This window comes from Candidatus Coatesbacteria bacterium (assembly GCA_014728225.1).
Taxonomy (GTDB): Bacteria; RBG-13-66-14; RBG-13-66-14; order RBG-13-66-14; family RBG-13-66-14; genus WJLX01.
The window spans coordinates 1-12,033 of record WJLX01000106.1 but is presented as its reverse complement, the minus strand read 5'-3'; the positions used below and the strand labels follow the sequence as shown (position 1 = coordinate 12,033).

General features: G+C 66.7%; 11 protein-coding genes. All 11 read left to right on the top strand.

The genetic code is table 11. From position 1 onward, the window contains the following. Positions 1-408: 408 nt before the first annotated feature. The 11 genes from secA (at position 409) to GF399_07635 (ending at position 11,979) form a co-directional block, all read left to right on the top strand. Positions 409-3,756 carry a preprotein translocase subunit SecA gene (gene secA, locus GF399_07685; protein ID MBD3400198.1) on the top strand — a complete coding sequence of 1,116 codons (3,348 nt, stop codon included), beginning with the start codon at positions 409-411 and terminating at the stop codon, positions 3,754-3,756. Between the two features lie 279 nt (positions 3,757-4,035). Beyond that, a complete protein-coding gene (locus GF399_07680; GenBank protein ID MBD3400197.1) occupies positions 4,036-4,620 on the top strand; it encodes a hypothetical protein in 585 nt (194 codons plus the stop codon). Then, the gene (locus tag GF399_07675) at positions 4,617-5,351 is read left to right on the top strand and encodes a hypothetical protein (GenBank protein ID MBD3400196.1); all 735 of its coding nucleotides are present in this window, start codon (positions 4,617-4,619) and stop codon (positions 5,349-5,351) included. The genes GF399_07680 and GF399_07675 overlap by 4 nt, the downstream gene beginning before the upstream one ends. Before the next feature lie 18 nt (positions 5,352-5,369). After that, positions 5,370-5,765, top strand: coding sequence for a hypothetical protein (locus GF399_07670; GenBank protein MBD3400195.1), 396 nt, complete (start codon positions 5,370-5,372; stop codon positions 5,763-5,765). A gap of 37 nt (positions 5,766-5,802) precedes the next feature. Next, entirely contained in the window at positions 5,803-6,903 is a 1,101-nt protein-coding gene (locus GF399_07665) for a DUF362 domain-containing protein (protein MBD3400194.1), read from the top strand. 30 nt (positions 6,904-6,933) lie between these two features. After that, the gene (locus GF399_07660) at positions 6,934-7,608 is read left to right on the top strand and encodes a hypothetical protein (protein MBD3400193.1); all 675 of its coding nucleotides are present in this window, start codon (positions 6,934-6,936) and stop codon (positions 7,606-7,608) included. A gap of 513 nt (positions 7,609-8,121) precedes the next feature. Further along, the gene (locus tag GF399_07655) at positions 8,122-8,460 is read left to right on the top strand and encodes a hypothetical protein (protein MBD3400192.1); all 339 of its coding nucleotides are present in this window, start codon (positions 8,122-8,124) and stop codon (positions 8,458-8,460) included. A gap of 91 nt (positions 8,461-8,551) precedes the next feature. After that, entirely contained in the window at positions 8,552-9,658 is a 1,107-nt protein-coding gene (locus GF399_07650; GenBank protein ID MBD3400191.1) for a glycosyltransferase family 9 protein, read from the top strand. Then, the gene (locus GF399_07645; protein MBD3400190.1) at positions 9,645-10,184 is read left to right on the top strand and encodes a hypothetical protein; all 540 of its coding nucleotides are present in this window, start codon (positions 9,645-9,647) and stop codon (positions 10,182-10,184) included. Before GF399_07650 ends, GF399_07645 begins: the two co-directional genes overlap by 14 nt. Further along, entirely contained in the window at positions 10,165-11,217 is a 1,053-nt protein-coding gene (locus GF399_07640) for a hypothetical protein (protein ID MBD3400189.1), read from the top strand. The genes GF399_07645 and GF399_07640 overlap by 20 nt, the downstream gene beginning before the upstream one ends. Positions 11,218-11,352: 135 nt before the next feature. Continuing rightward, on the top strand, positions 11,353-11,979 hold the full coding sequence (locus GF399_07635; GenBank protein MBD3400188.1) for a hypothetical protein: 627 nt from the start codon (positions 11,353-11,355) through the stop codon (positions 11,977-11,979). Positions 11,980-12,033 lie beyond the last annotated feature (54 nt).

Below are 12,033 nucleotides of genomic sequence, written 5' to 3'. Positions count from 1 at the left end.
TCTCAAGATCATCGTCTCAAGATCATCGTTCAAGATCATCGTGATCAGCGGTCGAGCGGGGGTTCCTTCGTCGGGGGTGAAAAACCCATCCTCAACGGTGGATTAAGCTACCACAAGATATCGTGGCAAGTCAAACCGAGAAGACGGCGGCCCGCACCGCCTGGGGCCTTGCTATGACAGGCGATAACCCGGCCGGGGATCCGCTGAAACCAGCGGATCGCCTTCCGGGAAGCCGCCGCCGGAGCCGACGATGCAACCCCGCAGTCCCGGTCAACGTTATATGGTGGGCAAGCTCCCGGCCGTCGTGGTAGTATGGAGAGTGTCTATAGCGCGGGCTGCGGTGGCACGACGGCCGCCGTGTCGACCACCGCCGAGGATCGAACGACAACCTAACGGATGGAATGAAGCATGGGTTTACTGGCCAAGATCTTTGGAACCAAGAAGGATCGGGACATCAAGCGCGTCCAGCCCCTGGTGGACGCCGTCAACGAGCGCTGCGCCGAGCTGCTGGCCGCCGACCCGCCGCCGGCGCCCGCGGACGATGACGGCGCGGCGGCGGACTTCTGGAGCGACGACGCGGAGCTGGCCCGCTGGCGAGCCTACTTCGCCGGACTGACCGCCGGGCACAAGTCGCGCCTGGCCGCGATCCAGCGTGAGGCCGAGGAGGAACAGGCCGCGGAAAGCGACGACGAGCGGCGTCGCGAGAAACTGGCCGAGGCCCGGGCCGCGGCCCTGGACGAAGAGCTGATGATCGAGGCCTACGCCACGGTCAAGGCGGCCTGCACGGTGCTCAAACGCAACGAGGCCTCCTGGAACGTCGTCGGCCATCCGACGCGCTGGGACATGGTGCCCTTCGACGTCCAGCTCATCGGTGCCGTCTACCTGCACCAGGGCTCGATCGCCGAGATGGCCACCGGCGAGGGCAAGACCCTGGTGGCCACCATGCCGTTGTACCTCAACGCCCTGACGGGCCGCGGCGTCCATCTGGTGACGGTCAACGACTACCTGGCCCTGCGCGACGCCGAGTGGATGGGCGGCCTGCTGCGCTTCCTGGGACTCTCCGTCGGCTGCATCCAGCACGACATGCGCCCGCCGGAGCGCCGGGCGGTTTACGCCTGCGACGTGACCTACGGCACGAACAACGAGTTCGGCTTCGACTACCTGCGTGACAACGGCACCGCCGTCAGCCCGGAGCAGTGCGTCCAGCGCGGCCACTACTTCGCCATCATCGATGAGGTCGACTCCGTCTTGATCGACGAGGCCCGTACACCGTTGATCATCTCCGGTCCGGCGCCGGAATCGACCCACCGCTTCGACAAGCTCAATCCCCTGGTCCGACGGCTGGCCAAGCAACAACAGCGCCTGATCGCCGGCCTGCTGACCGAGGCCGACAAGCTGCTCAAAGAGGATACCGACGAGGCCGAAGACCTGGCGGCCAAGAAGCTGCTGCTGGCCCGGATGGGGTCACCGAAAAACCGCCGCCTGCTCAAACTCCTCGAAGACCCCTCCCTGCAGCGCAAGGTCCAGCAGGTGGAGAACGAATACAACATGGCCCGCAGCCTCGGCGAGCTCAAGGAGGAACTCTACTACACCATCGAGGAGAAATCCTACGCCACCGACCTGACGGAGAAGGGGCGCCAGGCGCTGTCCCCCGACGATCCCGACCGCTTCGTCATGCCCGACCTGGACGCCCTGTTCGCCGAGATCGACGCGGAAGACCTCGAGCCCGTGGAAAAGGAGAAGCGGCGCCAGGAAATCGTCGAGCAGGTCTCGGTGCGCACCGAGGAGATCCAGAACATCCTCCAGCTCGTCAAAGCCTACACCCTCTACGAGCGCGACGTGGCCTACGTCGTCAAGGACAACCGGGTGGTCATCGTCGACGAGTTCACCGGGCGGCCGATGCCCGGGCGGCGCTACTCCGACGGCCTGCACCAGGCCATCGAGGCCAAGGAGGGCGTCAAGATCGAGCGCGAGACGATCACCCTGGCCACCATCACCCTGCAGAACTACTTCCGCATGTACGAGAAGCTGGCCGGGATGACCGGCACCGCCGAGACCGAGGCCCAGGAGTTCGGCGACATCTACGAACTCGACGTACGCGTGGTGCCCACCAACGAGCCGGTGCGCCGCATCGATTACGACGATCTGATCTTCAAGACCAAGCGCGAGAAGTACCACGCCATCATCGACGAGATCGAGGAGGTCCGCGCCGCCGGACGACCCATCCTCGTCGGCACCGTCTCCGTCGACGTCTCCGAGACCCTGGCCCGCCTGCTCAAACGACGCAAGATACCCCACAACGTCCTCAACGCCAAGCACCACCAACGCGAGGCCGAGATCGTCCGCGAAGCCGGCCACAACGGCCGGGTGACCATCGCCACCAACATGGCCGGCCGCGGCACCGACATCAAACTCGGCGACGACGTCCTCTGGTGCCGCTACCCCGAGGAGCATCCACGCCATCCCAAGGGGCTGTGCTGCATCAAGTGCCGCCGCGAGGGCCCCGACGGCGAGGATCTTTCCTACCAGTGCGCGACGTGCCCCAAGATCCTCGAGCTGGCCGCCGAGGAAGGTCAACAACTCGAAACGGCACCACCCGGCAAGTACAAGATGCCCTGCGACCTGGTGATCGATCCCGCCCAACCACCCAACGATTCCCAGACCGTCAACGCCTACGTCAAGGACGGCCTGACGACCTGCGGACTGCACATCATCGGCACCGAGCGCCACGACGCCCGGCGCATCGACCGCCAGCTCCGCGGACGCTCCGGCCGCCAGGGCGACCCCGGCTCCTCGCGCTTCTACCTCTCCGTCGAGGACAACCTGATGCGCCTGTTCGGCTCCGAACGCATCGCCCGGGCGATGGAGACCGCCGGCGTCGAGGAAGGCGAACCGATCTACCATCCACTGATCACCAAGATGATCGGCAACGCTCAGGAGAAGGTCGAGGAGATCCACTTCGGCTCGCGCAAGCGCACCCTGGACTACGACGACGTGGTCAACAAGCAACGCGAGGTGGTCTACAAGCTGCGCCGCCGCTTCCTCGAAGGCCGGGACCTGCGCGGTCACCTGCTGGGCCTGATGGAGGAAGAGATCATCGACCACGTCGAACTCTACTGTCCCGAAGAGCTGGACATCCACGAGGAGTGGGACCTGGAGTCCCTCCAGGGTTGGTATATGGCCACCTTCCCCGCCAAGCTGACCACGGAGGAGCTCCAGCGCCTGGCCGCCGAGCAGGACAGGGAAAAGCTGATCGAGGTGTTGTTGTTCGGCGTGCGCAAGGCCTACGAGCTGCGCGAAGAGCACTACGACGAAGAGCAGATGCGCGTCCTGGAACGTTTCGTCCTGCTCAGCCACCTCGACAAGGCCTGGAAGGAGCACCTGCGCAACCTGGAGAGCATCCGCGAAGGCATCGGCCTGCGAGCCTACGCCCAGCGCGATCCCCTCGTCGAATATAAAAAGGAAGCCTTCGAAGCCTTCAGCGCGATGATGGACGAGGTCAACGGCGAAGTCGTCAGTCGCTTCTTCCGTTACCGGCTGACACCTCAGTCCGCCGAGGCCGCCCGCAAACGGGTCCAGTCCCGCACCGGACGCGGCGACGCCGCCGGCGCCGACGGCTCCGGACACGGCCGGGGGAAAAGCGCCGTCAAGGCCAAACGAACCGACGACGGCAAAAAGCTGGGCCGCAACGATCCCTGCCCCTGCGGTTCCGGCAAGAAATACAAAAAGTGCTGCTGGGACAAGGACCACCGCTGAGCCGCCGACCCGCGTCGCCCCCACGGCCCGCGAAAACAGCCCGTCCCGCAGCCCTCGATACTCCGCCCGCCGGACCTGGCACGGTTTTTGCGGGTCCGTGACCCGTCGGCCGTCCTCACGGTTCCGAGGCTGCAAAAACCGTGCCAGGTCCGGCGGGCCGGCAGCCGAGCGGGACGCCGATTAAGGCGGCTGTTTTCGCGGGCCGCGGGGGCGAACCTGTCCTGATTGCATCCTGTTTTAGTTCACTGTGAAGTCGGGTTTCCTTAGATTCGGGATTTGATGATCGACGAACCCCCGCCAATCCAAGCCGTCTTCGAGCTCCGCGGCTACGAGCTGCCCGACGGTAGGGAGCTGAACCTCAGCCTGCCCGCCGGCGAGGTCCGGGTCCTCGAGCTACCCGGTCCGGCGCGGCGCCGCCTGCTGCGCGGGCTGCTCCTCGGGCGGCCGGAGTCGGGCTCCTTCAAGCTGCGTTTACAGGATGCCTGGCTGGCGTTCCCCGGCGAGGATCGACCCCGCGGCGCCGTCGGCCTGTGGCAGTTGCCGACACCCTGGCCCTGGTCGACCCCCCTCGAGGCGCTTAGCCTGGCGGCCCGGGGCGGCGGTCGACGCGAGCTGATCGGTATCGCGGGGCTGCTCGGGGAGCGGAATATTGACAACGGCGGCGGGCGGGTCAACGAGTTGACCGTATCCGAGGAGGCCCGCCTGGCACTGGCCCTGGGCCTGGCGGCCGAACCGGTCTTGCTGCTGGCCGACGATCCCCTGGCCGCTTGCGCCGCCGACGTCGCCGGGGAGCTGCTGGAGGGGCTGTCTGGCTGTCTCGACGGCGCGGCTTGCCTCTACCTGCGCTCCGGGGAGCGGTCGTGATCTGGACCTACCTCAAGGCGGGTCTGCGCGAAGCCTGGCGACGGCGCTGGCTGACGGCCGGCCTGGTCGGGGGCCTGGTCGCCGCGGCCCTCTACGGTTTGCTGACCCTGCCGGGAATCGACGGGACGGCCTTCGGCCTGCTGCGCGACATCCGCCTGCGCGAGGCGCTGTTCCTCTTCCCCTTGGGGTTGTTCGCCGGTCTGCTTTACGGCGTGTTGCTCAACGACGCCGGAACGGAGCGTTGGCGACGCTTCGGTCCCACCCGCAGCCACGGTCCGGCCCTGTATCTGGCGGCCCGGCTGCTGACGGCCGCGCTGGCCGCGCTGCTGGTAACGGCGCTGGTGGCGCTGGTCTCCGGCGGCGTCCTCTGGCTGGCGGGGGGCAACCTGTTTTCCATCTACCTGGGCGGCCTGCCGCTGCTGTTGCCGGGGATCCTTTTCGCCGCGGCCCTGGGCGGGCTGCTGCGCCTGCTCGTCGATCGCTGGGCCCTGGTCTTGGGTTTGCTGCTGCTGGCGGCGGCCTTCTACGGTCCGCTGTTATGGAGCAAGCTCCAGTTCGGCCTGCCGGCGCTGCGGCCGCTGTTCGCCGATTTCGCCGCCCGGGCCCTGTTCCAGCGACCGTTGACCGCCCTGCTCTCCGGGGTGCAGTTAATGCTCTACGCCGTTCTGTGTTACACCCTCGCCCTGTTCCGTCTCGTCGGCGTCTGGTTCGACAGCGGCGCGGAGGACTAGCAAAGGCGACCGATCCCCATGGAATTCGACGCTCAGGACCCCCTCGAAGAGGCCTATCCGGGCCTGGACACCCGCTACCCCCGCCGGGCTTACCGTTTCCTGCTGGCCGCCGTGGGCCGGATCATCGGCGCCCTGGAACGCCCGCGGCACATCAGCGGCCGCGAGCTCCTCGACGGCCTGGCCGAGTACGGCCTGCAGAGCTACGGACCGCTGGTCACGTCCGTCTTCGCCGACTGGAACATCCAGGACGGCCTGGACTTCGGCCGGATGGTCTTCAGTCTCGTCGAGGCCGGACTGCTGGGCAAGACCGAGCAGGACAGCCTGGACGATTTCGCCGACTACCCCCGCCTGGCCGGGCTGGCCGACGAGTGGGACCCCCTCGAAGATTTTGGTCCCACGCTGGAGACCGATTGAACGCCGTCTACGATTCCCCAGCAACAAGCGAGGCCCCATGACCGTCGTCCACCACGTGCCCTTCCGCCCGCGGCTGAAGAAGAGCGCCCGGGAGCTGCTGCGCCTGCTGCTGGAGCGCCTGGACCTGGGACGGATCGCCGGAGAGCGGGACGTCGTCGCCGTCAAGACCCACATCGGCGAGGCCGGCAACCTGGCTTACATCCGCCCACCCTATCTGGCCGAGGTGGTGCGGACCCTCACAGACCTGGGCGCCAAGGCCTTCGTCACCGATTCGACCTCCCTCTACACCGGTCGCCGGCAGAACGGCCTGGACATGATCGCCACGGCGGCGAGCCACGGCTTCACCCGGGAGGTCCTCGGCGCCCCGGTGTTGCCCGCCGACGGCCTCAAGGGCGACGACGAGGTCCTGGTCCCCTCGCCCGTCGCGGGCGGCCCCGCGGTGCATCTGGCCGGGTTGACGGCCCGGGCCGACGCCCTGGTCTGCGTCAGCCACTTCAAGGGCCACGAGCTGACGGGCTTCGGCGGCGCGATCAAGAACCTCTCGATGGGCTGTTCGTCCAAGGCCGGCAAGTTCTACATGCACACCCGCTCGAAGCCCTTCATCGACGGGGAACGCTGCATCGGCTGCCAGCGCTGCCTCTCCTGGTGCGCCTGGGAGGCCATCGCCATCGCCGACGGTACGGCGCGGATCGACGAGGAGCGCTGCACCGGTTGCGCCCACTGCCTGCTGGCCTGTCCGGTGCGGGCCATCGCCTTCCGCTGGGACGGGGCCTCCGACGAGGTCCAGCGACGGATGGCCGAGTACGCCGGTGCCGTCATCGACGCCGTCGAGGGCCGGGTGCTCTACCTCAACGTCCTCACCGATGTCAGCCCGTCCTGCGACTGCTTCCCGCGCCACGATCCCGCGATCGTTCCCGATCTGGGCTTCGTCGCCGGCGACGACCCCGTGGCCGTCGACGCCGCCAGCCTGGAGTTGGTGCGCCGCGCCCCGGGGCTGCCCGGCTCCGCCGCCGCCGAGCTCGGTTCCGGCGCGGAGAAGTTCGCCGGCCTCTATCCCGACGTCGACCCCACCGTCCAGCTCCGCGCCGCCGCCGAGCTGGGCCTGGGCTCCCTGGACTACGAACTCCAAACGCCTTAGGGCCTTCGCCCCGCAGCCAAGGAGGGCGCCATGCTCGACCTGCAGTTCGACAGCCCGCCGCCCGAACACAAGCGCCCTTCCGGCGGCGCCTTCACCGCCCTGATCCTGGCCGTGGTCATCGTCGTCGGCGGCGGGGTCTTCATCCTCACCACCCAGTGCGAATCGATGACCGAAGAGGACGCGGACGCGCCCGATGTACTCAATCACGCCGCCGAGGTCGAGCCCGAGGGCCAACTGACCAAGGAACTCGTCTTCTACAACAGCGAGGGCGAGCTGATCATCGTTCCCGAGGAGGCCGCCGGCGGCGCCGATTCCTCCGACGGCGGCGACGCCGTCGAGGAGACCGCCCTGCCCGACGACATCCAGGAACTGCTTTCCCAGATCGAAGAGATCAACACCGAATCCGCCAACGGCTCCACCCCGGACAACAACACCGAACCGGACAACGGCACCGACGAGGTTCCCGTCGGAGTGACCACCTACTCCGTCCAGGTCGGGGCCTTCAGCCAGCGCGCCAACGCCGAGGCGCTCAAGAACCAACTCGGCGCCGACGGCTTCTCCGCCTTCATTATCAGCCCCGCCGCCGCTGACGATAACCCCGTCTACCGCGTCCGCGTCGGCCCCTTCGCCGAGCCCGGGGCCGCCAAGTCCACCGCCGCCGAGATCGAAGAGCGCTACGGCCTGGCCACCTACATCCCGCAGTAGCCGTCGGGATCCGCCGGCGATACAGGCGCCGGCGCGGTTGTTGCCCGAGGTCGCCGCCGGGCGACCTCGGCTCGCAAGAACCGTGACGGCGCCGGGATTGACACCCTCTCGCGCCGAAGGCCGCCCGCCCGGCGGTGGCACGGTTTTTGCAGCCCCCCATCAGCCCCGGCCCTACCCCCGCCTGCTTCCCCGGGGCAAAAACCGCGCCACCGCCTTGTGTCCACCCCAGCCGCGCACATTCGCCGTTCCCTGTGTTATCATCCTCATACTGACAAACTCTATTTACATCGTTCGGAGCTCCCCTGCGTCGTACCATCCGGCTGTTTTCCCACTCACCCGGCGGTCTGCTCTGATCCCGATCTGGTTTAGTTACAGTTATACGGGGGATACCACTGATATGAACCTATACTAGAAGCCCCCGTAGGGTGGCCCCTGGAGCGGGTCGCCGCGAAACGATAAGACTTTCATAAAGGAGAAGATATGTATCATGCTATAACATTTGAAAGCAAAGGCATGGAGAAGAAAGAAATTGTCTATGCTATAATAGTAACTAATGTTTCAAATAACAATAAACATCTGTATATAGGAAAAACAGGTACATTAAATAAAACAGGATTATCATGTCCATACCAAAGAATAGCAACCCATATCAACCCGATTGGCAAAACAAGTAGCGCCTTTAAAAAGATGGAAGAGTTATATAAAACAGAAAATAAGAATGTAAATTGGCGTGATATTAGATTTATATATGTATGGTTCGATATTGAATCGAATGTAGCAGCAATAGAAAAATGCCTACAGTATCATTACACAGAAAAACAACATAGTTTCTATACTCTATGGTACTCCTAAAGGCGAATGGGATAAAGCTATCGATATCTCCGAATATACCGAAGTGATCGACCACTATCTCAAGCAGTAACCAAACACTTTACAAAGGCCCATGACCTGGACACCCAAAGCCGACTGCCGCCACTACCTGGGCGACCGCCCCTGCCGCTTCAGGCGCACCTGCCCGGACTGCCCTAACTACGCACCCCGGGGCGCCGAGGTCCTGGTGATCAAGCTGGCGGCCCTGGGCGACGTGCTGCGCACCTGCGCCCTGCTGCCCGCCCTGCGCCGCCGCCACGGCGACGACGCCTTCATCACTTGGGTGACCGGGGAGGCGGCCCGACCCCTGGTGGCCAATCAGCCGTTGGTGGACCGGGCGCTGCCGCTGGACGTCCGGACCCTGGCGGCGCTGCGCGGGCGCTTCTTCGAGGCGGTCTACGTCCTCGACAAGGAGGACCACGCCACGGGGCTGGGTCTGATGGTCGAGGCCGGGGAGCGTTACGGCTTCGTCCACGGCCGCCGGGGCGAGCTGCTGCCCGTGGACGAGACCGCCCGCTACTACTGGACCCTGGGCCTGGACGACGAGGAGAAATTCCAGACAAACCAACTGAGCTATCAGCAACTATTGGCGAACGCCCTGGGTCTGGACTGGCGCGGCGAGCGCTACGCGCTCCGCCCGAGCCAAGTGGATAAGGAACGCGCCGCCGGGATCAGCGGCGGCTTCGCGGAGGGACGACCCCTGGTGGGCCTGAACGTCGGCGCGGGGGGCGTCTTCGCCCACAAGAACTGGCCGGCGCGGCGCTACGCCGAGTTGATCGACGCCCGCCCGGACTGGCGATTCCTGCTGCTGGGTGGACCCCGGGAAGCCGGCCTGCTGGCCGAACTGGAGGCGGCGAGCAACGCCCGCAGCGCCGGGGCCGATAATCCGCTGCTGACCTTCGCCGCCCTGATCGAGCGCTGCGCCGCCGTGGTCAGCGGCGACACCCTGGGCCTGCACGTCGCCCTCGCCGTCGGCACGCCCGTGGTCGCCCTCTTCGGACCGACCTGCCGACAGGAGATCGAGCTCTACGGCCGGGGGGTCAAGCTGGTCAGTCCGGCGGACTGCGCCCCCTGCTACCGTCGCCGTTGCGACGTTTCGCCGAGCTGCATGGAGCGTATCGGCCTCGCCGAGGTGCTGTCGAGTCTCGAAGAGCTGCTGGAGCGGGATGCTCCGGCTTAGCTGCCATGGCCCCGCGCCCCTGGTGGCGGTCGAACTGAGCCTGCCCGCCGACGTGCGGCTGTGCGTCGTCGGCGGAGCGGGCAGCGGCCGCTCGACCCTCTGCCGCCTGGCCGCCGGCGTCCTGTTGCCGCCGTCGGGGGGGCTCACCCTGGATGGTTCCGCCTATACTCTGCCCGAGGACGGCTCTCCGGCCCCCGTCGGCTTTCTACCTTTCCCGGCGCCCGCCCTGACAGCCGCTCAGTTCATCGATGAAGGCCTCGCCAACTCTCTGGGTATCGCTCATCTGCTGGAGCGCCCCGGCCCCTACTCGACCGGCGAGAACCAGCTCCTGCAGCTTGCCGGTTGCCTGGGCCGACCCCACCGCTATTTAGTCCTCGACCAGCCCCTGGCACCCTTGGGCGGCGCGGATCGCGAGCGCGCCCTGACCGCCCTGCAGCGCAGCCCCGCCGGGCTTCTCCTCACCTGCGGTGAACCGCTGAACGGCTGGGACGCGCTATCTCTGACCAATGGCCGTCTCGTCCCTTAAGAAAGGCAAGCCGATCAGCCTCGCCTTCCTGACGGGGCTGGTCGTAATACTGTCCACCTGCGCCGAGCAGGAACCGCCGCGGGTGCTGGTCGGCTGGGGCGAGTTCGCCCCCCTGCCCGAACATCGGGTGGTGCGCCTGTTGCTGGGCGGCGACGTGATGCTGGCTCGCAAGGTGGGCGCCGAGTGCGAGCGTCGCGGCGACCAGGCCTGGCCCTTCCGCGAGATCGCCGAGCTGACCAACGCCGCCGACCTGTTCTGCTGCAACCTCGAGTCCCTCTTTAGCGAGCACCCGCTGAGCCGTCCGCCCCACCTGCTGTTCCAGCTCCCGGCCGAGCGCCTGACCGCCCTGACCACCGCCGGCGTCGACGCCGTCTGCCTGGCCAACAACCATACCGGCAACGTCGGCGCCGCCGGGGTGGTCTTCAGCCGGGAGCTGCTCGAGGGCGCCGGGATCGCCTGCGCCGGGGCGGGGCAGAACCTGGCCGAGGCTCACCGGCCCGCTCAGTTCGAGCAGGGTGGTCTGCGCATCGCCCTGCTGGCCTATACCGCCCTGGCCTCGCTGACGGCGGGACCGGACTCCCCGGGTCATACGGCCTGGGGCTACGACGTGCTGAAGCGGGACATCGCCGCCCTGCCCGCCGACATCGACCTGCTGATCGTCAGCCAGCACGCCGGAGTGGAGTACAACCCGGGCTCCACCGCGCAGCAGCGCGCCTTCGCCCAGCGGGCCGTCGAGCTGGGCGCCGACATCGTCCTCGGCCACCACCCCCACGTGCTGGAACCCGTCGAAGTCGTTCAAGGCGCCGTCGTCTGCCACTCTCTGGGCAACCTGGTGATGGACCAGCCCTGGAACCCGGACACCGAGTACGGCGCCCTCATCGAGCTGCGCTGCCGCGACGGCGGGGTCCGCCGCCTCGTCGTCCACCCCCTGCACCTCTCAGCGGATTACCAGCCCCTGCCCGCCGACGCCGACCAGACCGCCGAGGTGCTGCGCCGCCTCGGATTGAACGAAGCCTGCCTGGTCGTCGACTGATCGAGCTGGGATTCCGGCAGCGGTGTAGTTATGGTTAGCTAATCGACGCCTTTTTCCCCGCGGTACTTTTCCCACGGTACTTTTCCCCACAGTACATAGAAGGAAACGCCCCAGGAAACGAAAAAGGAGTTGCTGATGAACAAGGCCTCCGGTCTCATCTGCCTGCTCGTCGCCGGCGCGCTGGCCAACGTCGCCGCCGCCGACACCGGCTACACCGACTACGGCTCCTACGGTGGCGGCGGCCCGACCTTCCGCTACATGTTCTTCGACAACGCCGCGGTCTCGGACAGCTTCTCGGGCAGCTTTCTCGTCCTCGGCGGCCGGGGCTACGCGGCCATCACCGACTGGCTGCGTCTGGGCGGCGGCGGGTTCGGCAGCTTCGCCGTCGTCGGCGACGATGACGACAACGGCGAGGGCGACACGGACTACGACGAGCTGACCATGGGCGTTGGCTACGGCGGCTTCATCGTCGAACCCTTCTTCGAACTCGCCACGGGACTCAACGTCTCGCTGCCGATCCTGATCGGCGGCGGCGGCTACGAGTTCCAGTACCTGGCCGAGGAGCTCGGCGACCACGAGTACCGGGCCGAGATCTACCAGGACGGCTTCTTCGCCCTCGAGCCCGGCGTCGAGATCACCTGGAAACCGCTCCCCTACGTGGGCTTCGCCCTCCAGGGCGGCTATCTGCTGCTGTTGCACGACGGCGAGGTCTTCGAGGGCTCGGGCTACGCCGGGGTGGCGCTGTACTTCGGCATGCCTTAACCGCCCCGGCCGCGAAACCCGAAGAAGTATAGAAGCGGGCGACCATCCCTGGTC